We start from the raw sequence: 24,726 nt of genomic DNA, 5'->3' as shown, positions 1-24,726 counted from the left end.
GAATTTCGATAAGATATGATAACAGAAAAACAAGAAATTAACAACCCCTCCATTAACACTTTACTTTGATCCCTGGTACCCGTAAAATAGAACTATAGGATATTGCTGAAAAATTCTGTAGAAAGGTTGATATAATGGCAGGAATATTTGAACCCAGGTACATAAGGAAGATAAAAATAGAAAACGGCTTAGCGTTGCCTCCAATGGTAGCCTTTGGATTTGCTGATGAAAGTGGGATGGTATCTGACAGGAATGTTGCACATTACTCAAGGATCGCACAGAATGGAATAGGCTTGATAATAGTCGAGGCAACCTGCATAAGCCCTGAGGGGAGACTAGACTCCAGACAGCTGGGAATTTGGGATGACAGCTTTATAGATGGACTATCAAGAATTTCAGGTGCTGTGCATGAGGCAGGCAGCAAGGTATTCATACAACTTCATCATGCCGGGATGAAGGCCAAGAGTGATGTTGCAAAGGAGCCCTTTACATCTTCCGACTATGATGACGGCAGGATGAAGGGAAGAGAAATGACTTATGAAGAGATAAAAAGAGTCATAAGCCAGTTCAGGGAGGCAGCAATAAGAGCCAGGGAAGCCGGATTTGACGGGGTTGAGATACATGGAGCCCACGGTTACCTGTTGACCCAGTTTTTCAATTCGAAGGTCAATAAGAGAACTGATCAATACGGGGGAACATTTGAAAACCGAAACAGACTGGCAGCTGAAATCTATGAAGATGTAAGAGAAGCTTGCGGAGATGATTTCGTAATAGGAATAAGAGTGGGATCAAACGATGACAACCTGGAGGAATCCATAGAAAGAGCAAGGTTTTTTGAGAAATTGGGATTCGATTATCTCCATGTTTCAACTGGCTTTGACGGGACTCGCTCTGTTGATGAGCTTCCGGAGGATTTCCCGTGTAACTGGATAGTATATGGTGGAGTCAAAATCAAAGAAAATGTTGGCATACCTGTAATCGGAGTCAATATGATAAAGGATGAAAATCAAATAGGGTATTTGCTCAATAATGAGCTTCTTGACTTTGTGGCTCTTGGAAGAGCACAGCTTGCCGATTACAACTTTGTCAAGCACATGAGAAACAATGATAAAATACTATATTGTCTTGAATGTAAGCCCTGTAAATGGTGGACAGATGGAAGAGAATGCCCAAGACAGATCCAGGCAGCAAGACAAATCTGAAAAAGAGGTGTTACCCTTGCAAAGACAGGGTATACATAAAGGGTAATGTATGATGTATCAAACCATACCAAGGAGGCTGAAAGATGAATAACGTGGAATTTGCGATTCAAATGGAAATCGACGGTCAAAAGTATTATCTGGAGCAGGCAGAGAAAAACAAGGGTACAGCGCTTGAAAAGGTTTTTAAAATGCTCGCCAAGGATGAGGAAAAGCATGAGGCATTGGTAAGAAACTATGCCAAAGCCGTGGGATACGATTTGTCCGAAGAAAATGCAATCACTGAGTTCAACAACGTATTCAAATCTGCTGAGGACTTCAAGACTGAGCTTAAGGGGATGCCTGAGCAGATAGATGCCTACAGAATGGCTCTTGAAAAGGAAAAGGAAAGTATTGAGCTTTACCATAAGATGAAGGATGAAGCATCAAATGAGAAGGATAAAGCACTATTCGATTATCTTATCAGGCAGGAAGAATATCATTTTACGATTTTCGACAACCTGGTCCAACACCTCCGTATAGCAGAGGAATGGGTCGAGGACGCCGAGTTCGGGAAAAGAGAAACATACTAAAACTATGGACAGCTGCTTAACTGCAGCTGTTTTTTCAAAGAGGGAGATAGTTATGGATAAAAGCATGATAGTTGTGGATTGCCAGTTTGACTTTATCTACGGCAGTCTTGCGTGTGAAAAGTCAGAGGATGCAGTAAGAAGAATAGTAAGGTATATAAACTCTAATAATGTAATTCCATTGTACTCCATAGACTGGCATTCACCCGATAATAAAAGCTTTGTAATAAATGGGGGTACCTGGCCTGTCCACTGCGTTCAGGGTGATGAAGGTGCAATGCTTCATGATGATTTTGACAGATCTGTATCATTACCCTGGCAAAGGCCAAACGAAGGCAACGTGTTCAGGAAGGGAATGGATGACGATTTAGAGGAGTATTCAGCATTCTACGCAGTAAGGGAAGACGGTAAGCGGATAAGTGAAGTCTTGACTAAGAATGTTGTGGTGGCAGGGATAGCTACCGAATTCTGTGTTAGGGAGACGGTTTTGGAGCTTCTAAAGAATGGACACGAGGTCGAGCTTCTCGCTGATGGCTTGGGGTATGTAGATAAGGAAAACCATAATAAAACATTGGAAGAGCTGAAGGAGCTTGGTGTAAAACTCGTATGACGGATAGGAGATATATATGACGGATAGGAGATATATATATGGAAGATAACAGGATATTTTGGATAAAGGATCAAATCGAGCTGGATGAGTTTTCAGCCAGGGGGAGATTCATATTATACTTCAGCTCTAAGGGCTGCAATGTTTGCCATTCAGTATTTCCAAAGCTGATCCAGCTGCTAAAGGATCACCCGATAGATATTGGCAGGATAGATGTTGATGATAGTAAGAAGCTGGCAGGTCAAAGCCTTATATTCAGTATACCTACTATCATAATTTTCGATGAGGGAAGAGAGATACACAGGGAAAGCAGATTTATTGATTTTTTAGGCTTGGAAAGACTTTTCAGCATCATGTTCCAATAGGCTCCATTTGGAGTCTATTTGTTTTTGAGGAAGTACTGTTGGGTATCTATACTGTGACCAAAACAAACATCTCAAGAAGGGGGACTGGATATGCTGGTTAAGGATATAATGGCAAAAGATGTGATAACGGTTAAATCAACTGATACAGTGGATACCTGTGCAAGCCTCTTATTCAACCATAATATCAGCGGATTGCCTGTAATGGATGATGAGGGCAAGCTTGTTGGTATAGTAACCGAGGGTGATTTGATCAGAAGGGAGTCAAGGATCCAGGGTCCCGCAGTATTGGAGATATTGGGAGGATTAATTTATCTCGATACACCAAAGAAATTCATGGAGGAGCTAAAAAGGTCCATGGGGCAGTTGGTTCAGGATGTAATGAGCAAGAAGCTCGTCACGATTTCCCCTGAGGCTTCTGCAGAGGAGGCGGCTACATTGCTTGTTCAAAACAAGATCAAGCGGCTTCCGGTAATCGATAAAACCGGCCAGTTGGTAGGTATCGTTTCCAGAAGGGATATTCTAAACTATCTTTTCCCTCCTGGAAATGTTGATGACAATTTGAAAAAAGAGTTATAACTTGGTCTGTGATGGGCATCCTATTGGATGCCCATTCTTTTGATGTAGTCGTTGATTGCTTTTATAGTATTTTCCTTGCCTGATTTATCGGGGGTCACCTGCTTCATCTTGAGTTTCAGGTAGTTCCAGAAGGCTGAAGTCATTCCCTGCTCATTGATTGCAAAGGCTATGGATGGGATGCTGTATTTTAGAACGAAGAGTCCAACATTCTCCTTGATATATATAGATAGGTCATCATCTGAACTGTCAAGCAGCGCTACATTGTAATTCTCGTGATGCTTTAATAGAGATACGATATTTTCAAGATGTGCCTTCATTGTGTACTGGTCATAAGGTATCTCCCTCTCGGAAAACATTGTCGAGAATCCTATGGGGATTCTTTTTTCCTTTATATCCTCAATAGCCGGAAGTGCAACTATTTCTGTTATCCTGCTGGTTGCAAGGCTTTGGATCAGCCTATTCAGTCTTATCCTGTGGAAAGTGATCATTGATGCCTTGTCAGGATGGTTCGGTTCCTTCAGGATCCTCTCAAGCAGGAATTGCGGAAAGGTGAATGATGACAGGATCCTGGACCTTATCATTATGTCGCCGTCTTCGTTTTCGAACTCTACCATTGACTCCAGGTGCTCAGCTGAAGATATTGGATTGAATATCTTCATTAAAGGCCTGCACTGCCTTAAAAAATCAGCGAATTCAACCTCGTACGCTTTAATTGCAGTCTGATCAGTGAAGTAATTGTTGACTGAGCTGCTTGAAGTACTGCCCACCGAGTTGGATATCAAGGCACAGGTTTCCGGAGCGATGAACATAGTTCTCCTGAAGACCCCATCCATTGTCTTTGGATAGTACATAGGCTCTATCCGGCCAGTCATGTAGAACGGCAGCCACTCCTTTATGGCGGCGAGCATCTCGTCAAGAGATCTGCTTACTGTGTGCACGATCTTTACGTTATTTTCCCTCTTCAATACCTCAAAGAACAAGGCTGCCCATTTAGCAGTAAAGGCAGGATCTCCCGCTAACCATTCCAGATCCTCGTTGCTGTAAAGAAGAAGCGTCTGGGGTGATGGTGATTGTATTACTGCTGAAAGGAATGCCAGCACACATTGCCTTTTTCCTTCTATGCCCACATAGGTCCCCGAATCTATCCTCTCAAGTGGAAGTCCCGCAGTCTCTGTATTCTGGGTCTGCGGCTTCTTGAAGCTGAATTCATCTATGTTCTTAATAAGAGATACTATATGATCATCTGCTGCAGATTCCCTGTTTTGGAGCCATGATATCATCAATCCTGATATGCTTGCGGAGTCAGTTGATACCTGCCTTTGGTTGACGCCTAATGCATCAAACAAGCCGTCTCTCTGGTAATCCTCTGTACACCTCTTTGAAAGAAACCTTGATATTGGCTCTATATAATCTTCATTTTTTGAGGGCTTCCTTGTACCTGATCTAAGCCTGCTGACGAAAGAAGGGTCCATGGCTATGTGTCTTGCCAGCATACTATTGCTTGTATTGGTTAGCTTCATAAGAAAATCAAGCTTTTCGTTAAAATCCATAGCCTACACCTCCTATACATAGTATACCAAAGAGATTTAATCATTTCTATAAAATTTGTCATAAAAGTTGCCACATTTTGTCACTGACTAATGGAGGCACTGCGGGGAAGTAAGTATTAATGGGGTAATATTGAGTTGGAGGTGTAACACATGGATTACCCGGTCCACTTAAAAACAGGATTTTTTAAAACAATAAGCTGTCGCCTGAGCCTTGACGAGCCAGGGATAAACATCATTCCTATTGATCCTCTAAAGGAGGGTTCTGTGTATCTGCCATGGGATTCAATTTTCGAGGTATCCTTTTTGGAATGGGAGAATTCGATTGAAATCGATATTCTAACCTCCATTGGTACATACCTGGGCACTGTTGACGATAAGGAGCAGGCCAGAATGCTTGCACATGAGCTTAAGGAGGACCATAAAATAAGGATCAGATATCAATAGCATATTAAATTAAAATCATTAGATTGCCTGACCAGCAATCTTTTTTATTAATCATCATGGACCAAAGAGTAAAAAATAAACCACAGGGAGCATCCATAAACAAGCCATTCATTGACACACTCTATAAAACAAAATACAATGGAATCAGGCTTCGGCTTATTTTTATGAATGGAGAAATTAAATGAGAATAATCAAGAAAATAACAGGGAAGGTAATATATGCCTTCGGTCAATTTTTGTCAGCGATCTTCGACTTGTTCATCTGGATAGCAGGAGCGGCAGTAAGCCTTGTTGCTGGAATAGCAAGTGCAGTTGCCGCACTTATCGGGATGGGTGGATGTCTGTTGATACTCCTTTTGTCGACTCCCGCCGGTCTTTTATTGCTTTTAAATCCTGTAACCCTGATGGCGATAGTTTTTTTTGTTGTATTCCCAATTCTGGGTTATAAATTCATATCCTTTTTGAAATATCTGAAATACATAGTCACGGAATATCTGTTCGACCTTGGCAGCTACCTGATGGATGGCAAGGGTCAATACAAGAGTTTCTCCGAATACGGACATAAGTATCAGCGAATGGAGGAGGAGAGGATAAGCAGGGAGAGAGCAGAAAGGCAACAGCAGCAGCAAAGGGAATGGGAAGAAAGGTTCAGACAATGGCAAAGCTATCAGCAGCAGAGCCAGCAACAGGGTGGGTACTACAGGCAGCAGCCCTATTCCAACCCGATGACAGAGTTCAGATCAAGATATGAAAAAGCATGCTCTACCCTTGGAGTCGGGACGGACACAGACAAATACCAGGTAAAGCTAGCCTATAGAAAGAAGGCGAAGGAATACCATCCTGATATAAATCATTCTCCTGACGCAACAAGAAGGTTCCAGGAGATAAACGAGGCATATGAGTTTTTAAGTGATGAGAACATTGAAAGGTATAAGCAAATGAGGAATTAGGAGGTTTTATAGTGAAGGATAGTTTTTATAGCTTTGACACACTGATAGGAGCATTGACTGTAACTGAAAAATCAGGCTTTATTAATGGACTTTATTTTGGAAGATTAAATCCGAAGGGCTATGAGAATAAGAAAACTGAACTTATTGAAACCTGCATTGCACAAATTGAGGAGTACCTTAATGGAGACAGGAGGGAGTTTCAGCTTCCTTTACTTATGGAGGGAACAGATTTTAGAAAAATCGTATGGGAAGCACTTAAGACAATACCCTACGGCGAGACCAGAAGCTACAAGGACATTGCGATCCAAATAGGCAAGCCAAAGGCAATGAGGGCAGTAGGTGGCGCAAACCATCATAATCCGATATCTATTATCGTTCCTTGACATAGAGTCATAGGAACCAACGGTGGGTTGGTAGGATTCGGCGGCGGTCTTGATATCAAGGGAAAATTGTTGAAGCTTGAGCAGGCAGGCAATATCGAATAACGCATACAAAACTAATAATGGGAGCCATTTGGCTCCCATCGATTTTTATACGCATTTCTCGATCATTACATCCAATATAGCTTCGTCGGTGTTGCTCATGCCCTTGGTTGAAACATGCGCAAGATTTCTTATGGATTCTTCGGGAGTATTTCCCAGGATCCCATTGTCGGAGGGTATCCGGATGCCTGACAGAGCCATTAAGGATGCATCTTTTGCAGCATCGACAGATATGGCAAGCTTATAAGCACAGCCTATCTTTGCACCGTCGCAAAACATTCCAGAAACTCCCGCAATCATATTATTTATTGAAGCCTCAATTTGTTCAACTGTCCCGGATTTTAAATTTGCAATACCGGATGCACAGCCTACCCCTGCAGCTACGCCGCATCCACACACTGGAGTAAGCACTCCAAGGTGTACCTTTACATAGATTGTTACAAGGTGACTAAGTGCTACTGATCGAATTATCAGGTCTTTTTCAACGCCTGATTCCAGCCCAAGTACAGAGATGGGTATTATTGCAACCAGGCCATGGTTTCCTGATCCGGCGCTGCTCATTACAGGCAGTGGATATCCAGTCATTCTTGCCTCTGATGCCGATACCGTATATGCCTTTGCCTTGGAAAAGGCGTCGGTTATCTGAGCCTTGAAGTGCTTGCCCATTCCGAGCCCGATATCCTCATTGATTCCCACTTTTGCCAGTGAAAGATTCATCTCGATCCCATCGTTGATAAAGGACAGGTCCTCTATAGGGCATTCATTGGCAAAGTCAATAAGCTGCCCGATAGTAAATTCCTTTATCCTGAATCTAATGTCCTCTGTTTTAGGATTTGGCCGCTGATCCTCAGCAAATGATTGATCCTTCTGATATGTGATATGACCATTCAGTCTCTCAAGAACTATATTTGTATGGGTATCCTTGATTTCAACTTCAGATATGTTTCCTTCACCCCATGCTGTGGCCTTTATGTAAAGACTGGTAAGTTCCTTGTCAAGGATCACCTTTATTCTTCCGGCATCGACCATTTCCCGGGATTTTGATATGCAGGGTCCATCAATAGTCTTTAGGACCTCAAGCCCGTAATCGGGGTTGCCGCAGAAGATGCCAAGAGCGGCTGCGAAGTCAAGACCTCTCTCGATAGTGCCCGGTATTCCCACACTCATTCCATTTTTCAAAATATTATTGTTTACCACCAGTTCCATTTTTTCAACCGGGCATGCCAGCAGTTCGGCTGCTCTTGCTGCGCAAAAAGCAACAGCTCCAGGCTCCGTACAGCCAAGTGCAGGCTTGACCTGGTCCTTTAATATATCGATCAATACGTTAGAATTTGTCATATCTCCACCTCCATCAAATAGTAATGCAATTCCCGTGCCAGGATATCTTTTACTGATAATGGCTTATTTTACTCAATTTCCGACTTATGTCTGAAAAATAATTGCACTGATTTATCAATAATGATAATCTATTGCTGAGAGAACGAAGCATAACCCTAAAAAAGCTGTTAAATTGACTTATCAAATATGAGAAGCAATTATCTGATTTGAGAAAGGAGTTAACTCCATGAGCATGCTCAATAATATAAAGGGCGAACTGCAGCACATAATTGAAGCACTTCATGCAGTGACAAATGTAGATATCACCATCGTAGATGAAAGCCTTGAAAGAGTGGTTGGGACAGGAAGGCACAGTGAGGCGATCGGAAGACAAGCACCCAGCAATTCTGCCTTTCATAAGTGTATTAATACAGGCGAACAGTACTTTATAGAGAATCCAAGGCTTCACTGCATATGCGGCGATTGCGAGAGCAAGGATGATTGCAGCGAACTCGTCGAGATATGTCTCCCCATAAGCTACGAGGGCGATATCATCGGAGTATTGGGGCTATGTGCATTTGACGAGAAATCGCGGGATAACCTTCTAAACAACAGAGATGGCTATGAGAGGCTTGAGGATCAGCTCAAAGGGATCATAAATACAATGCTGAAGGAGAAGGACTATGGCAAACAGCTGGAATACAGGTCGAATGAGCTTGAGACTCTTATAAACTCCATAACAGAGGGCATATTGATCATAGATGAAGCAATGAGAGTGGCATCAGTCAATGCATATTTATCAGAAAGGATGGATCTGGAACAGGGCAGAAAATACCTTATAAGAGAGATCCTTCCCGAGTCGGTACTGGACAAGCTAAGCTCCAAGGGTTTTTCCGGGGAGCTTGGTCCTGTAAATATACGTGGTGAAGAGTACATAATCCAGAGCAATCCGATAATCTCAGATGGAGGCAGGGGTGGATATGTATTGGTACTCAGCGACTTTGGGAAAATGAAGCAGTCTGTTCTCAAGTCCAGGAAGGGAAACGAGATAGTAACATTCGAGGATATACTTGGAGAGAGTGAAGCAATAAAAACCGCCAGGAGGCAAGCTATCCAGGTTGCCGGAAGCGATGCGTCAGTGCTTATTTTTGGAGAAACTGGAACCGGGAAGGAGATCTTCGCAAGAGCAATACATTTTGCAGGCAACAGGAGCGAGCAGACCTTCCAGCCTGTAAACTGCGGTGCGATCCCGGAAAACCTTATGGAAAGCGAGTTCTTTGGCTACGAAAAAGGTTCATTCACCGGTGCCAGCTCATCGGGCAAACTGGGCATTTTTGAGGTTGCAAAAGATGGTACTCTGTTTCTGGATGAAATAGGTGAGCTTCCACTTGGGATGCAGGTGAAGCTTCTAAGAGCTCTCGAACAAAAGGAGATAATACGGGTAGGGGGCCACATGGGCATAAAGGTAAATCCGAGGATAATATCGGCAACACACAAGGATCTTGCCAAAATGACAAGAGATGGTTATTTCAGAGAGGACCTGTTCTACAGGCTTAATATTGTACCTCTGTTCATTCCACCGCTGCGGGATAGAGGCTACGATGTTCTAATACTGGCCAGGGATTTTTTGGAGCATTTCAGCAGACTTTACCAGAAGCCGATTTACGGCTTTACTCCCGGTGCTGAGCGTTTACTCCTGAAATACAGTTTTCCCGGAAATATAAGAGAGCTTAAGAATCTAATAGAATATTGTGTAATATTCTCAAATGAGTCCAGAGTCAATGAGGAATACCTTTCAAGAAAGATGACAGCATCACAAAATGTTGATACCAGGATGCTTTCGGAGCTTACAAAGGCATATGAGAGAGACCTGATACAATCGAGACTTCAGGTGACGGGCGATTCAGTCGAAGCAAAAAAGGAGCTGGCAAAACAGCTTGGCATTAGCATTGCTACCCTTTACAGAAAGCTGGAGCAATAAATACTTCAGCTGTCTGTAAAGGGTACTTGAAGCGTATCAGCAATTAAATAAAATAAGCGCCTCCTAAGAAGCGTTTATTAAGCTCAATATTGTCGGATAGTACAATGCAAGGATGGATATTGCTGCGCTGATCCAGAAAAATATCTTAGTGCCCTTGCTTGCATTCTTTTTTTCAATAATGGAATAGCCTTTATATAACAGAATACCTGTAATCAGAACAAATATCGGCTTATATTGTGTGAGATTGGAAAAATAAGCACTGCCTGCAGATCCCAGACCCAGGGATGCCAAAATAAGGCCTCCGCTTCAGCACATGGATGCTGCCATAGCAGAAAATATTGATCCTACGCCAAAAAGCTTTTCTTTCATAACACACCTCCCATACCCCATAGGGGTTTGTTTTTTATTTTAGCATAATCTCGACTTGCTTTCAATCAAAACATACCAATCCCGACGGGGTACCTCTCATGTTTTATTCTCTACAAGAGTGGTAAAAGTATATTGAACAATAGTTTAGCTGAAATTCAACACAAGGGATCGACGGGAATCAATGTATTGAAAGGAGATTGACTATGGAAAAAATCAGCTTTGACTTATTGAAGCAAATGATGGAGGAAGATCATAAGGGACTTGTCTCAATTTACATGCCCACATGGAGGTATGGGAGTGAAGCTGCGCAAAGCAGGATACAGCTGAAGAATATATTAAAGGAAGCAGAGGAAAAACTTATCTCCATGGGCTATGGGGTAAGAGAAGCAGCTGAACTCTTGAAACCCTGTACTTTGCTTTTGGATGACGCTTTGTTTTGGCAAAAACAGGACAAGACTCTGGCACTTTTTATCTCTGAAAGCTCATTTAAACATTTCAGACTGCCAATTACATCAGAGGAAACCCTGAGTGTGTCCAACAAATACTACCTGCGACCACTCATTAAATACCTGTCATCAGATACCAGGTTCAATGTTCTTGCCCTAAGCCAGTCAGAAATAAAGCTATACAAAGCAGGTGCCTATGATATTGAAAGGGTCGATGTACCTGAGATAGATGAGCTTGTTGAAAACTACATCCCGGCAAACGAGCTGCGTCAGGAAGCGACAAGTCCTAAGGGAGCAGCAGGTGGTGCCACTTCATTCCTTCACGGCTACAATGAAATGAGCCAGACGGAGAAGAATGAGATATCAAAGCATTTGAGAACTATAGATAAAGAAGTATCGAGAGTATTGAAGGATTCGGGAGCTCCTCTTCTGGTTTACTCCGTCGACTACATTTATCCTATGTATAAAGAAGTGAACACTTATCCTCATCTCATGGAGGAGTCGATAAAGGGAAGTCCCGTAGGAGCCTCTCTCCGGGATATACATGACAAGGCAATGGAGATAGTTGTACCCAAGGTTGAAAGCACGCTGGAAAGAGAAATTGAAAAATTCAACACCCTTAAGGGCACTGATTCCAAGCTGTCAAGCTGCGATGCCGCAGAGATAACCAAAATGGCATTGCATGGAAGAGTAGAAAGGCTGTTTGTAGCTGACGGTGTACAGCAGTGGGGATTTCTGGACAATGACACAGGAGAAATAATAGTCGACAACAGAGAAGGCGAAAAGCATATGGAGATCCTCGATCGTGCCTTGATAGCTGCAATGGAAAATGGCGGCAAGGTATACGTTCTGGATAAGGAGAGGATGCCGGTCCTTAAACCTGCAGCAGCAATTCTGAGATACTGAAGAGACAAAACGGAAGGTGCAGCTCCAAGGGCTGCACCTTCAAAAATGTTGACCACATAATTATTTGAAATTCACAGTTGTGTTGGGGTATAGTTATACCGTGGGATCAAAGGAAATATTAATAAATATATGAGGAGGGCTATCATGGGATTGATCAAAGCAATCGGAAGTGCCATAGGAGGATCTTTGGCCGATCAGTGGCTTGAGGTAATTGAGCCTGATGATATGAGTGATAACACTGTTTTCACAAAGGGAGTCACTGTCAGAAAGGATGACAGGAGAGGCTCAAACAGAAAGGGAACCGAAGATGTAGTATCGAACGGTTCCATGATACACGTCTATCCAAACCAATTCATGATGCTCGTGGATGGTGGAAAGGTAGTGGATTACACCGCAGAGGAAGGATACTACAAGGTAGACGACTCCTCAGTGCCTTCATTGTTTAACGGAACGTTTAAGGAAGCGCTTATTGAGTCATTCCAGAGAATAAAATTCGGTGGAGTTACTCCATCAAAGCAAAAGGTCTTCTACATCAACCTGCAGGAGATAAAGGGCATAAAATTTGGAACTCCCAACCCCTTGAACTATTTTGATGACTTCTATAATTCGGAGTTATTCTTGAGGACTCACGGAACCTACTCAATAAAGATAACAGATCCTCTCTTGTTCTTTATGGAAGCTATTCCCAAGAACGAGGACAGGGTGGAGATCCAGGATATAAACGAGCAATACCTTTCAGAATTTCTGGAGGCCCTTCAGGCTGCCATGAACCAGATGTCCGTTGACGGGATAAGGATATCCCACGTTCCCTCAAAAGGCAGGGAGCTAAGCTCATATATGTCCCAGATTCTTGATGATGAGTGGAAAAAGAACAGGGGGATGGAGATCCAGTCTGTAGGTATAGCAAGCATCTCCTACGACGACGAGTCCAAGGAACTCATAAACATGAGAAACAAGGGAGCTATGCTGGGAGACCCATCAGTTAGGGAGGGCTATGTACAGGGCTCTGTTGCAAGGGGCTTGGAGGCTGCCGGCTCCAATGAAGGAGGTGCTATGGGAGCATTCCTTGGCATGGGTGTAGGGATGCAGGGTGCTGGCTCATTTATTGGAGCTGCAAGTCAATCTAATCAAAAGCAGATGGAGGATCAGGCTCAGAAAAACGAGCAGGCGCAGCCCAAAAAGGCAAACGAGTGGTTCTGTACAGAATGCGGAGCCAAGAACAGCGGAAAGTTCTGTTCAGAATGTGGATCCAAAGGGCCTGAGAAAAAAGCCTGCACAAACTGTGGGTATATCCCGGAAGGTGCAACGCCAAAATTCTGTCCGGAGTGCGGCAACAAATTTTAGCTGCTGGAGGTAGAAAATGACAACCACAAGTTTTAAGTGTCTGAATTGTGGTGCAGGTATCCACTTCAATCCGGATTATGGGAAATTCAAATGTGAATATTGCCTCAGTGAGTTCACCGAAGAGCAGCTGAACAAGGGCTATATCGATGAAGCGGGAGATATCCCTGCCCATGAGAAGGAACACCTTGTAAATTACCATTGCAACAGCTGCGGAGCCGATCTTGTCACCGATGATACTACCTCTGCTACCTTCTGTTACTATTGCCATAATCCTGTTATTCTGTCAGGGAAGCTGGAGGGAGAGTTCAAGCCAAGGAAGATCATACCCTTCAAAATCAGCAGGGACAGAGCTCAGGAGCTGTTTATGCAATGGGCTGGAAGGAAAAAGTATGTTCCAAAAGACTTTACCAGCCAATCACAGCTTGAAAAGATAACCGGAGTATACCTTCCCCACTGGAGGGTAGAGGCAAATGCACGGCTTGATTTCGTAGGCGAGGGAAGGGAAACGAGAGTCTGGAGAAATGGAAACACAGAATACACTGAGACGAAGAAATATGAGATAGTGCGAAAAGGGAACCTTGAGATAAATAACGCAGGGGCATCGGGCTTTGATAAGATCGATGCAAGGCTTTTAAATGGGATAGGACCATATGACGAGGACGGTGCCATACCATTCTCAATGGGATATCTTTCCGGCTTTTATGCAGAGCAATATAATGTTCCAAGGGAAGATGTCGAGCCTATGGTAAAGCAGGACCTTCAAAAGTATTTTGGCTATATGCTCAGCGAAATCACGGCAGGTTATCAACAGGTTATTCCCCAGAAGAAGGAGATGGAGCTTAATCTTAAAAATTGGCATTTCTCACTTCTGCCTGCATGGATACTGACCTACGGATATAAGGGGAAAACATACGTTTTTGCTGTAAACGGACAGTCGGGGAAATCATTCGGAGACCTGCCGCTTAGCGAGGGCAAGGTTTTCTCAACTGCAGGCTTGATTGCAGCAATAGTATTCAGCGCCCTTGCAATAGGAGGTATGTTCCTATGGTAGCAAATAGAAGATTATTCATACCATTCCTGCTTGTTGCCCTTGTATTTTTTTCAAGCTTATCAGTTGCCGCAGAAGTCGATTTGCTTGTAGTGGATGACGCAATGCTGTTCTCGTCGTCTGAGGAATCCATTCTTGAGGAGTCAGCAGCAGGTCTTTCAGATCAGTACGATATGGATATAGTGATAGTCACAACAAATGATTCTCAAGGCAAAAACTCGAGAGAATACGCTGATGATTACTTCGATTATCAGGGATATGGGAGAGGCAACGATTATTCCGGGATACTGTTTCTGATCGATATGGACAACAGGGAAGCATATATATCTACCTCAGGGAAAGGAATAGTGTATTTGACGGATGAGAGGATAGATAGAATACTGGATGCCGTGGAATCAGACTTATTTGATGGGGACTATTATGGAGCAGCATCCGGATTCCTGAGAAAGACCGAGGAGTATCTCCTGGCGGGAATACCTTCCGACCAACACACAGTGGAGGAAGGCAGTGAGGAAAATAAACTTACTCCCATAGAGGCTGCACTTAGCCTCCTGGCGTCCCTTGGTATCGGAGGAGGCTTCTACGGGTCGGTCAAATCGGGGTACAGGATGAAGAATCCTCCAAATCCATTTTCTTACAGGAATAACAGTATTGTGAATCTTGCCGACAAAGGTGACAGGCTGGTAGATACCTCTGTTACCTCCAGGATAATACCACGAACACCCCCGCCTGGCTCAAGAGGCTCATCCTCCGGCAGAAGCACGGTTCACAGGTCCTCCAGCGGCAGGATGCATGGCGGAGGGGGAAGAAAATTTTAACGACAGTATGGAAGGAGAATATAATGAAAAGCATCGTATCCGCAGAATGGCTTGTTGAAAATCTTGATAAAGAGGGAGTATTAGTGCTTGACGCCAGATCAGAGCTTGGAAATCCAAGCTATGGCTCTGATGCATATAAAGAAGGTCATATAGAAGGAGCTGTCTATGTTTCAGTTGAGGATATTCTAACGGGCGAGGTAAAGAAGCATGGAGGCAGACACCCTCTTCCTGACATGGACGAGTTTGTGATGAATATCAACAAGCTTGGAGTGGACGACAAATCAAGTGTGATAGTATATGATGACGGTGATTTATCTAATGCCTCAAGGCTTTGGTGGATGCTTAAGCTGATCGGCAAAGAGGATGTGAGATTACTTGGCGGCGGGATCAAAAAATGGATCGAAAAGGGATATCCTGTATCCAAGACAATAGCTTATCCAAATCCGGGAGAAAAACTAACAGTAAAAATGAACCCAAGCATAGAGGTTTCCATAGAGGAAGTCAGAGAGGCACTTAAGGATCCAAAATCAGCTGTCATAGATTCGAGAACAGCTGAACGATTCAGGGGAGAGGTTGAGCCCATAGATAAGGTAGCAGGTCATATCCCGGGAGCAGTTAATTACCCATGGACTGATTTGACTGAGGGTGAAAGAGTTCCGGACTTAGATGAGCTTATGGATCATTTCAAACCCTTGAAGGGGTATGATCAGCTGATAGTCCATTGTGGATCCGGTATAACCGGTACTGTGAATGTATTGTTTATGGAAGAGATAGGACTTAAGCCAAAGCTTTATGTAGGAGGCTGGAGTGATTGGATAACCTATCCCGAAAATGAAGTAGCAACAGGAATGTGATCAAGGATAATATTTATGTTTTCATGATAACTCATCTGGGGTATCATGAAAGTATGTTCAACCGGTTGCACAAATGTGCAGCGAACCCAAGGCAAAGGAAGTGGATATGTGAAGAAGCGAGAAAGTGGTATCTTAATGGGGATTTCATCACTTCCCGGGAAATATGGTATTGGAGATTTTGGAAAGGAAGCCTATGGTTTTGTCGACTTTCTCGAAAGGTCAGCTCAGAGCTACTGGCAGATACTTCCTTTGGGACCGACAGGTTTTGGGGATTCACCCTATCAAAGCTTTTCGGCATTTGCAGGGAATCCATACTTTATAGACCTGGACGAGCTGGTGGAGATAGGCTTCCTTGAGAAGTCCGACATTGACTCTGCAGGCTTTGCAGAAGACAGCAGAGTGGATTACAGTCATATATATAAAGAGAAATACAGACTTCTCAGGCTGGCATTTGAAAAAAGCAAGAAAGCCCTTGGGAATACCCTGGCCGAATTCTACGATGATCATAGCTGGTGGCTCAGGGAGTTTTCTGTTTTCATGGCTATTAAGGACAGCCAGGGGGGAAAAGCCTGGTCTGAATGGGATGAGGATTTGAAGCACATCGGCAGCCCTGAGGTCCAGGAATTTGAAAAAAGAGAATCAGACAGGATCGATTTCTGGATATTCACCCAGTACTTTTTCCTGAAGCAGTGGCTGAAGCTAAAGCTTTACGCAAATGATAAAGGGATAAAGATCATAGGCGACCTCCCTATCTACGTTTCAGAGGACAGCTCCGATCTTTGGGCAAACCCCAAATACTTCAAGCTCGATGAGGATCTCAAGCCAAAAACTGTAGCGGGAGTCCCGCCGGATTACTTTACAGCAAAGGGCCAGCTTTGGGGAAATCCCATATACGACTGGAGTGCATTGGAGGAATCAGGCTACGACTTTTGGATCAAAAGGATAAAGCAGAGCATCCTGCTGTACGACACCATCAGGATTGACCATTTCAGAGGATTTGAGTCCTTCTGGGAAGTTCCCTATGGTGCGGAGGATGCGGTAAACGGGAAGTGGACCAAGGGACCTGGAATGAAGCTTTTCAATAAAATTGCCCAGGTATTTGGAGATGTAGATATAATAGCAGAGGATCTGGGGTTTCAGACTGAAGAAGTAGTTGAGCTTATTAAGGCTACTGGCTTTCCGGGCATGAAAATACTGCAGTTTGCCTTTGATCCTGAAGGAGACAATGACTACCTTCCGCACAATCATGACAGAAATTGCATTGTTTATACGGGAACACACGACAACAGGACCGTCAGGGACTGGATAGAGACAGCGCCGAAGGATTCGAGGGAATATGCGATACAGTACCTCAAGCTGGATGACGATGAAGAGGGCTACAACTGGGGTTTGATAAGAGGTGCCTGGGGTACGAATGCCTATCTTGCCATAGCTCAGATGCAGGATTTTCTGGATCTTGGTGAGGAAGGCAGAATGAACGAGCCTGCAACACTGGGTCAAAACTGGACCTGGAGGGTATTGAAGGAGCAGCTTACAGATAAGCTTGCAGACAGGATATCCAGGCTTACCTGGATATATAGGAGGTGTAAGGATGATCAACCACGAGAATCTTAAAAATAGGATCCAGCTATATTCTCAAACAACCTTCGGCTCATCCTTTGAGGAGCTGCTGGACACTGAAAAGTATGTAGTATTATCAAAAGCTTTGATGGAAAATGTACTTCCCTTATGGACTGAGTCAAGGAATGCTCTTGCAGGTAAGAGGCGGGCCTTTTATTTGTCATCTGAGTATCTTATGGGAAGGTTTCTTACCAACAACCTTATTAACATGGGCGCCAAGGAAGAGGTAGAGAAGCTTTTGGACGAGATGGGAATAGAATACGATTCAATCGAGGAGTCTGAAGAGGACCCCGCTCTTGGGAATGGAGGATTGGGAAGACTTGCAGCCTGTTTCCTGGATTCTGCAGCGACCTTGGGCTACCCTCTCGACGGATACGGCATTAGATATGATTTTGGATTGTTCAAACAAAAGATCAAGGACAAGGAACAGGTTGAAGAAGCTGATAACTGGACAAAGTTCGGCGATCCCTGGGGGATCAGAAAGGTAAAGGAAACAGTTCTGGTAGCCTTCAGAGGCAGCGAGATAAGGGCTGTTCCCTACGATTACCCTGTGATCGGGTATGGGCACAAAATGATAAACACCCTTAGACTATGGAAGGCTGAATCACTTGAGGAATTTGATTTCAAGGCATTTAACGACCAGAATTACGATCTTGCTGTCAAAGCCAAGAACGATGCGGAAAATATTGCCAAGGTGCTTTACCCGAATGACTCATATGAGGAGGGGAAAAAGCTAAGGCTAAAACAGCAGTATTTCTTCGTTTCAGCCTCATTACAGGACATAGTAAGGAGATATAAGAAAGAAAACAACAGCATTGAAGGCTTTGCGGACAAACACGCAATTCAGCTGAACGACACTCACCCTGCGGTAGCCATTCCCGAGCTGATGAGGATATTGACAAAGCTGGAGGGAATGGAATGGAACAGCGCATGGAAGATTGTTAAGAACGTCTTCGGTTATACAAACCATACCCTTATGGCAGAGGCGCTGGAGCAGTGGCCGGTAAGGTACTACGAAGAGCTCATTCCACAGATATATGAGATAATCCAGCGAATAAACTACATGCTTCTTGAGGAGCTCGCAGGCTATGGTATTACACATGATCAGTTTCATAAGTATGAGATAATCAACAATGGAAATATCAGGATGGCATGGCTTTCAATCTATGGCTCCAAATCAGTGAATGGCGTAGCCAGGCTTCATACAGACCTGTTGATAAACCAGGAGCTGAGGGATTGGTACAGGCTGTATCCATGGAAATTCAACAACAAGACCAATGGGATAACACAAAGAAGGTGGCTTCTGCAGTCAAATCCAGAACTATCGAGTCTTGTAAGCGAGCTTCTGGGAGGAGATGAGTGGATAACAGATCTCGCAAAGCTAAAAGAGCTGGAGAGGTTCGCATGGGACGAAGCCATCCTCGAGAGGTTCAGAGGGATCAAGCAGCTTAAGAAATCACAGCTTGCAGAGTATATCAAGTACACTGAAGGGGTTGATATTGACCCGGGATCCATCTACGATATTCAGATAAAAAGGCTTCATGAATACAAGAGACAGCTGTTGAATGCACTGCACATTATACATCTTTACTTCCGTATTAAGGAGGATCCTGAGCTTGATATCCATCCAAGGACCTTTATATTTGGTGCAAAAGCTGCACCCGGTTACATCAGGGCAAAGGGGATAATAAGACTTATTAATGATATCAAGGAGCTCGTAAATAACGATCCGGTAGTAAGCAACAGGATAAAGGTAGTATTTGTACAGAATTACAGGGTTTCCTATGCTGAAAAGCTGTTCCCTGCGGCAGATGTATCCGAGCAGATCTCAACTGCCGGTAAAGAAGCATCAGGAACAGGAAACATGAAATTTATGCTGAATGGTGCACCTACTCTTGGAACCTATGATGGTGCCAACATAGAGATAGTAGAGGAAGCAGGTGAGGAGAACAACTACATCTTTGGACTGCGGGTCGAGGATATAAAGGCTATTGGAGATACCTACGATCCCAAGGAAGTCTATAACAACAACCCAAACCTGAAGCGTGCCCTGGACTCTCTGGTCGATGGGACCTTCAAAGACGACACGGGAGTTTACAGAGAGATATACAATTCACTATTATACGGAGCTGACTGGCACAGGCCAGATAACTACTATGTGCTAAAGGACTTTGAAGAATACAGGCTTGCACAGGAAAAAATCGACAGAGATTACAGGAACAGCATTGAATGGGCTAGAAAATGCTGGTTGAATTTGGTAAATTCGGGTAAATTTAGTTCTGATAGGACAATTGAGGAATACTCAAGGGAAATATGGAGCATAGAAAAAATATAAACTCCGAAGGGCTATGCCCTTCGGATGAAATATGGATTTAATAAGGGGACATCATCCCCAGTTAAATTATATTTTTTGTTTCATGCAACCGTATGCACAAAGAATAGGGGGAAAGAAAATGAAAAAAAGATTCACATTGGCGTTGATCCTGGTTTTGGCAATGACTATCACAGCATGTTCACCAAAGGCACCAGAGCCTGCACAACCAGGTCCTGAGACTCCTGCAGTAGAAGGAAGTACTGCTACCATATCTGTACAGGTGGAGTCAAGCTGGAGAGAATATTATGAAGCAGCAGTAGCAAGAGTAATGGAAAAGAATCCTGGTGCGACGATAAATCTTATCGAAACAGGCTCCTTTGATCACCTGGAAGTTTTGGATGCTACAGATGTTACAAATCCTGATGTTGCTGATGTTTTTGCAATTCCTGCAGACAGGATATATGGCTTGTCCAATAATGAGGCACTTGCTCCACTTGATGTAAAGATGATGGCAGAAAATATTGGCGGTTTTTCAGATTACGATGCAGGTCTTGGAGGAAATCTAAGAGTAGATGGCGAGTATCTTGCGTTCCCGATGAATATCGAGACGCTTGTAACCTTCGTAAATACCGCTAATGCTGCATCCAAAGGAATAGACATATCAGGTCCGGTGGAATTGACCGAGCTGGAATATACTGATATGCTGCTTCCAGCCTTTGATGCCTGGTTTGGAGTAACCTTTGCAAATGCGGGCGGTATTGAACTCCTCGGACATGATGCACAGGGCAACCTTTTCTCCGACTTCACAAAGGAATTCAGTGAACTGAACGAACAGCAAAAGGCCGTTTTTACAGCTCTATATGATTATTGGAAACAACACTACACTAATGGGACCCCGATGTGGGACGCAGAAGCAGCCTGGGGCTATATGGACACTGAGTTTTCAACCGGCGGCCAGACAGCATTAAGAATTGAAGGTCCATGGTCCACAGGAAGCTTATCAGCACTTGCTGGTAATGGAGCTGACCTTGAGGTAATCCCAATAAACCAGATAACTGTAAAGGGTTATCCTCTCGCTCACTGGAAAGGTGGATGGGGGTTGGCAATAAACTCAAGAAATGAAGGCGATGAAGATAAAATGGCTCTTGGAATGGCAATGATCGAAGAGATCGTGAATCCGGAGTTTGCGGTAGACTTCTTTAAGGCAACAGGAAAAATCCTTGAAAACGTATCTGTCGACCAATATATGAATTCCGACCTGTCTGAAACCGATAAAAAGGTAATTTCAGCAGTGCTTGAATCCTATGAGGCAGCTCCTGCAAGACCGTTGTTCACAGAATGGGGATCAGTTTGGGATACCTGGAAGAACGGACTACTTTCCTGGTCCGCAAATAATCCGCAAACAGTCGAAGATGCATATTCAGCTATGAAGGCATCCTTTGACGCCATGATGGCAAACTACTAAGATAATAACTTTGGGAATAGGGATAAACCCCTATTCCCAAAACTTTAAACCAGGGATGTGAAGAGATGGAAAACAAGAGAGCCCTCGATCGGAGAGGCTTTTATATTATTGCTGGAATTTGTGCTCTATTGATACTTTTCAACTCCCTTGAAGCCGCTGCGAAGGTCAAGGACGTGGAAATGTTCAATAAATGGTTCCAGGAGACCTACATGGGCGAACAAATAACCGAGTCCAATTTTCAGGAGTATCTTGTCAGCAACATGGCTGAATATTTTTTGAAAACAGCATTTCCGGTTTCAATAGCACTAACTGCATATTTTGCTATCGGGAAATCCAGGGTATTTGGAGCAATGGTCTATGTTTGGCTGGTCATCTCCTTGGGAGGATTCATATACCACCTTCTCCAATGGGATTTTTACTCAATATTTTATTACATAGGAATAGTTCTTTATATTATACTAATTGTGAAGACATATTCTATCGCTTTACTTGGTACCTACAATTCATCTGAGGGTGGTGATTGATTTGGGTAAGTTCAACAGATATCTGTATGATGAGATAGGAAGGGAATATAAGAGAAAAAACCTATACTTAGCTGAGTTGGCAGAAATAGACGAGCTGCTGGATAACAAGGATGTGGATAAGCCCGGCCTGAGGAAAAAGAGAAGAGACCTTATAACTGGAAGGGATAAGCACCCATATATTATCCAGCTTAAGGAGTTAAGCAGAAACGAAAGGGAATTCAAAAAACGGTTGAAAAGTGAAGTGAACTCCTTTTCAAGAACCATTTCGGGCGAGCTGGACAGAAATGAGAGAAAGCTTAAACTGAGGTTCCTTGCCAGTGAAAGGGCAGCTGATTTTTACAGGGAATACAAGGACATCAGCTACGATGCTGAATTTAATTACAGGAAGGCTGAACTTGAAAGAACACAGCTGCCAGGGATCCTCGATAATATCAAAAAAATCAAGGATGAGCTTATTGAATTGGAGAATCTAAAGAGAGCAGCTGATCCATCTGAGGAGGCATTAAAAAAATCCGAGTATGAATCCTTCAAATCCTCTCAGAAAAAGACAATTAAAGAAGAAATAGCAAGGATAAAAGTGTTGAGGAAGGAAGGTACCATCTCCAGGAAAGCTGAGGCCAATTTGGTTCGGGAAGCTAAGCAGAGAAGCAGAAACTCAGTGAAACTGAAGGAGCTTGAGATCCCAACAAAGGGTATAACAGATCAGCTTAAGAGCAAGAATATCGAGTTGAGGAATTCAACCAAACAGAGCCTGAAGATCCTAAAAAGCGACATAGCAGATCTAAGAAAGGTGACTCCTGTAGAGGTTGAAAAAACCAAGCCATTCATATCCTTCGTTACTCTATTGCTGCCAGGTTTGGGACAGGCCTTGAATGGCCAGCTTGGAAAAATGGCGGTTATGATATTCGGTTCATTATTCATATACCTGATTGCTATACCCTATGCCTTGGGCTATGGAAATTATCAGGGTGAAGGTATTGCTGGTCTTATCAGCCTGGCAGAAGGCGGTGCAAGGATAGACAAATCCCTCATATTCATGATCGAAGGAATCGTTTCCATATTTCTTTTACTTCTGGCAGCACTTGTGCTGTATGTTTCCTTCTCAGACGTATACAGGGTTGAAACTGGAAAGATAAAGGGAATAAGACCAAAGTCATGGTTTGAAAACAAGAGGTCATTGTTTGAAGAAGGTTTTCCATACGTAGCCTCTATGCCTGCAATGATCATAATACTATTCATTGTTCTCGTTCCTGTTATTACAACCTTCCTTCTGTCCTTTACAAACATGGATCCACAGCATCAGTCTAAATTCAGCTGGATAGGTATACAAAACTACAGACTCATAGCTCTGGGAGAGGGGCTTGCGGGAAGCGTATTCTGGCTGATACTTGTATGGACACTGATATGGACCTTGGCAGCAACCACTCTGTCCATACTGATAGGCTTCTTTATGGCTCTTTTAGTAAACAACGAACGCGTGAAAGGGAAGAGATTCTTCCGTACCATATACATCCTTCCATGGGCAGTTCCTGCGTTCATAACAATAATGTACTTCAGCATAATGACAGCTCCGGGAGGCTCGATAACTGAACTACTGGCAGGGATATTCAATACCAGGATAGAGATAAAAAACAACACTCTCCTTACCAGAACAGCCTTGATCCTTATACAGGGATGGCTGGGAAGTGCCTATGTATTCCTGTTGACTACCGGAGTACTCCAGTCCATACCCTCTGATCTGTACGAAGCAGCAGATATCGACGGAGCCACTGCCTGGGACAGGATGATCAGGATCACTGTACCACTGGTGCTATTCCAGATATCACCCCTATTAGTGACCCAGTACACCTTCAACTTCAATAATTTCAGTGTGATCTTCCTTTTCAACGAAGGAGGTCCCTTTAATCCTCAACGATACGGAAACCTGGCTGGTTCGTCAGACCTGTTGATATCATATATCTACAAGCTGGCTATAATGAATCAGTATCAGGCCATTGGTGCAGCCATTACAATCTTCATATCCCTGGGGCTGATGGTTTTCGCTTACCTCGGATTCAGAAATTCTAAGGGTTTTAAGGAGGGCAGACTATGAAAAAGGATAAAATTTACCTCTCGGACAAGCCTCCTCTGACGCCTCTGGGTAGAGTCGGCCTCGGCATGACCTATGCAGTGCTCGCTGCATGGGCAGCGGCTATAATTTGGCCATTGTTGCAAATGGTCATATCAGCCTTCAACGGCAAGCAGCAGCAGTATATTATGGCAAACACCAACTTCGAGTTTTCCACCAGGCACTTTGAGTATTTATTCACTGAGACACTCTTTCTAACCTGGGTCAAGAACACGCTCTTTATTGCGGGAACAACAGCTGTACTGACGCTCATTGTGGTCTCATTTACAGGCTATGCATATTCAAGGTACAGATTCAAGGGGAGAAGGGCATCCCTTATGGCAATAATGCTGATACAGACCATCCCAACCTTCGCAGGGATCACAGCCTTCTTCACTATGCACTCCATAGCATCGGCAATCGTACCTCAGTTTACAAGACAGATGATGCTTATATTGATCTACACCGGAGGGGGAATAGCCTCAAATACCTTCATCCTTAAGGGCTATATCGATTCAGTTTCCACTGAGCTTGATGATGCTGCAAGGATCGACGGCTGCTCAAACTTTGACGTATACAGACTCATAATCATGCCTATAGCCAGGCCTATGCTAACAATAATAGCTCTTTGGTCGTTCATAGGTCCGTTCATGGATTACCTTATGGCAAAGGTTTTGCTCACAAATCCTCAATCCTACACCCTTGCCACCGGATTATTCACTCTGGTCAGTGACTTCAGGACGATGAACCAGCCAGCCTTCGCTGCAGGAGGATTGCTGACGGCAATTCCAATCGTTTCATTGTTCATTGTGCTTCAGAAACAGCTGGTATCAGGCTTGACCAGCGGCTCAGTAAAAGGATAGGAGGAGAGT

23 protein-coding genes are annotated in these 24,726 nt (G+C 43.6%); 20 read left to right on the top strand and 3 right to left on the bottom strand.

Features of this window, described 5'->3' with window-relative positions:
• Positions 1–134: 134 nt before the first annotated feature.
• The 5 genes from EC328_RS09720 (at position 135) to EC328_RS09700 (ending at position 3,316) form a co-directional block, all read left to right on the top strand.
• Complete coding sequence (locus EC328_RS09720; RefSeq protein WP_128426607.1) at positions 135–1,202, top strand: NADH:flavin oxidoreductase; 1,068 nt, start codon at positions 135–137, stop codon at positions 1,200–1,202.
• An 83-nt stretch (positions 1,203–1,285) separates the two neighbouring features.
• Positions 1,286–1,771, top strand: coding sequence for a ferritin-like domain-containing protein (locus EC328_RS09715; RefSeq protein WP_128426606.1), 486 nt, complete (start codon positions 1,286–1,288; stop codon positions 1,769–1,771).
• Positions 1,772–1,775: 4 nt separating this feature from the next.
• Positions 1,776–2,378, top strand: a complete 603-nt coding sequence (locus EC328_RS09710) for an isochorismatase family protein (protein WP_240671474.1) — start codon at positions 1,776–1,778, stop codon at positions 2,376–2,378.
• A gap of 38 nt (positions 2,379–2,416) precedes the next feature.
• Positions 2,417–2,740 carry a thioredoxin family protein gene (locus tag EC328_RS09705; protein ID WP_128426605.1) on the top strand — a complete coding sequence of 108 codons (324 nt, stop codon included), beginning with the start codon at positions 2,417–2,419 and terminating at the stop codon, positions 2,738–2,740.
• 90 nt (positions 2,741–2,830) lie between these two features.
• Positions 2,831–3,316 carry a CBS domain-containing protein gene (locus tag EC328_RS09700; protein WP_128426604.1) on the top strand — a complete coding sequence of 162 codons (486 nt, stop codon included), beginning with the start codon at positions 2,831–2,833 and terminating at the stop codon, positions 3,314–3,316.
• Positions 3,317–3,336: 20 nt separating this feature from the next.
• Here the strand turns inward: EC328_RS09700 and EC328_RS09695 are convergent, their stop codons facing one another.
• Positions 3,337–4,866, bottom strand: coding sequence for a hypothetical protein (locus EC328_RS09695; protein WP_128426603.1), 1,530 nt, complete (start codon positions 4,864–4,866; stop codon positions 3,337–3,339).
• Positions 4,867–5,016: 150 nt separating this feature from the next.
• Here EC328_RS09695 and EC328_RS09690 point away from each other — a divergent pair, with 150 nt between their 5' ends.
• The 3 genes from EC328_RS09690 to EC328_RS11925 all read left to right on the top strand — a co-directional run bounded on the left by EC328_RS09690 (position 5,017) and on the right by EC328_RS11925 (position 6,642).
• Positions 5,017–5,310: a hypothetical protein gene (locus EC328_RS09690; RefSeq protein ID WP_128426602.1), complete on the top strand. Its 294-nt coding sequence runs from the start codon at positions 5,017–5,019 to the stop codon at positions 5,308–5,310.
• Between the two features lie 181 nt (positions 5,311–5,491).
• Entirely contained in the window at positions 5,492–6,259 is a 768-nt protein-coding gene (locus EC328_RS09685; protein WP_128426601.1) for a J domain-containing protein, read from the top strand.
• Positions 6,260–6,270: 11 nt separating this feature from the next.
• A complete protein-coding gene (locus EC328_RS11925) occupies positions 6,271–6,642 on the top strand; it encodes a methylated-DNA--[protein]-cysteine S-methyltransferase (protein WP_276318537.1) in 372 nt (123 codons plus the stop codon).
• Between the two features lie 147 nt (positions 6,643–6,789).
• Here the strand turns inward: EC328_RS11925 and EC328_RS09675 are convergent, their stop codons facing one another.
• On the bottom strand, positions 6,790–8,079 hold the full coding sequence (locus EC328_RS09675; RefSeq protein ID WP_128426600.1) for an L-cysteine desulfidase family protein: 1,290 nt from the start codon (positions 8,077–8,079) through the stop codon (positions 6,790–6,792).
• Between the two features lie 226 nt (positions 8,080–8,305).
• Between EC328_RS09675 and EC328_RS09670 the strand changes: the two genes are divergently transcribed.
• Positions 8,306–10,039, top strand: a complete 1,734-nt coding sequence (locus EC328_RS09670; RefSeq protein ID WP_206363851.1) for a sigma-54-dependent Fis family transcriptional regulator — start codon at positions 8,306–8,308, stop codon at positions 10,037–10,039.
• A 63-nt stretch (positions 10,040–10,102) separates the two neighbouring features.
• On the opposite strand, the gene EC328_RS09665 is transcribed toward EC328_RS09670, so the two are convergent.
• Positions 10,103–10,330, bottom strand: a complete 228-nt coding sequence (locus tag EC328_RS09665) for a hypothetical protein (RefSeq protein ID WP_128426599.1) — start codon at positions 10,328–10,330, stop codon at positions 10,103–10,105.
• Positions 10,331–10,611: 281 nt separating this feature from the next.
• On the opposite strand from EC328_RS09665, the gene EC328_RS09660 reads away from it, so the two are divergent.
• The 11 genes from EC328_RS09660 (at position 10,612) to EC328_RS09610 (ending at position 24,717) form a co-directional block, all read left to right on the top strand.
• Positions 10,612–11,760, top strand: a complete 1,149-nt coding sequence (locus tag EC328_RS09660) for a baeRF7 domain-containing protein (protein WP_128426598.1) — start codon at positions 10,612–10,614, stop codon at positions 11,758–11,760.
• A 144-nt stretch (positions 11,761–11,904) separates the two neighbouring features.
• Positions 11,905–13,104, top strand: a complete 1,200-nt coding sequence (locus tag EC328_RS09655) for an SPFH domain-containing protein (RefSeq protein ID WP_128426597.1) — start codon at positions 11,905–11,907, stop codon at positions 13,102–13,104.
• Between the two features lie 16 nt (positions 13,105–13,120).
• Positions 13,121–14,155, top strand: a complete 1,035-nt coding sequence (locus EC328_RS09650; RefSeq protein ID WP_128426596.1) for a TFIIB-type zinc ribbon-containing protein — start codon at positions 13,121–13,123, stop codon at positions 14,153–14,155.
• The gene (locus tag EC328_RS09645) at positions 14,149–14,970 is read left to right on the top strand and encodes a TPM domain-containing protein (RefSeq protein WP_128426595.1); all 822 of its coding nucleotides are present in this window, start codon (positions 14,149–14,151) and stop codon (positions 14,968–14,970) included. Before EC328_RS09650 ends, EC328_RS09645 begins: the two co-directional genes overlap by 7 nt.
• A 23-nt stretch (positions 14,971–14,993) precedes the next feature.
• Positions 14,994–15,824: a sulfurtransferase gene (locus tag EC328_RS09640; protein ID WP_128426594.1), complete on the top strand. Its 831-nt coding sequence runs from the start codon at positions 14,994–14,996 to the stop codon at positions 15,822–15,824.
• A gap of 108 nt (positions 15,825–15,932) precedes the next feature.
• A complete protein-coding gene (malQ, locus tag EC328_RS09635; RefSeq protein ID WP_240671473.1) occupies positions 15,933–17,438 on the top strand; it encodes a 4-alpha-glucanotransferase in 1,506 nt (501 codons plus the stop codon).
• A complete protein-coding gene (locus EC328_RS09630) occupies positions 17,416–19,779 on the top strand; it encodes a glycogen/starch/alpha-glucan phosphorylase (protein ID WP_128426592.1) in 2,364 nt (787 codons plus the stop codon). Before malQ ends, EC328_RS09630 begins: the two co-directional genes overlap by 23 nt.
• A gap of 118 nt (positions 19,780–19,897) precedes the next feature.
• The gene (locus EC328_RS09625) at positions 19,898–21,223 is read left to right on the top strand and encodes a sugar ABC transporter substrate-binding protein (protein ID WP_128426591.1); all 1,326 of its coding nucleotides are present in this window, start codon (positions 19,898–19,900) and stop codon (positions 21,221–21,223) included.
• Positions 21,224–21,288: 65 nt separating this feature from the next.
• Complete coding sequence (locus tag EC328_RS09620) at positions 21,289–21,747, top strand: hypothetical protein (protein WP_128426590.1); 459 nt, start codon at positions 21,289–21,291, stop codon at positions 21,745–21,747.
• A 1-nt stretch (position 21,748) separates the two neighbouring features.
• On the top strand, positions 21,749–23,839 hold the full coding sequence (locus tag EC328_RS09615) for a carbohydrate ABC transporter permease (RefSeq protein ID WP_128426589.1): 2,091 nt from the start codon (positions 21,749–21,751) through the stop codon (positions 23,837–23,839).
• Entirely contained in the window at positions 23,836–24,717 is an 882-nt protein-coding gene (locus tag EC328_RS09610) for a sugar ABC transporter permease (RefSeq protein WP_128426588.1), read from the top strand. Before EC328_RS09615 ends, EC328_RS09610 begins: the two co-directional genes overlap by 4 nt.
• The last annotated feature ends 9 nt before the right edge of the window (positions 24,718–24,726 follow it).

The sequence above is a fragment of the Gudongella oleilytica genome (assembly GCF_004101785.1).
GTDB classification, from domain to species: domain Bacteria; phylum Bacillota; class Clostridia; order Tissierellales; family Tissierellaceae; genus Gudongella; species Gudongella oleilytica.
Note: the sequence above shows the minus strand (reverse complement) of the source record. Positions and strands in the feature narration are given on the sequence as shown.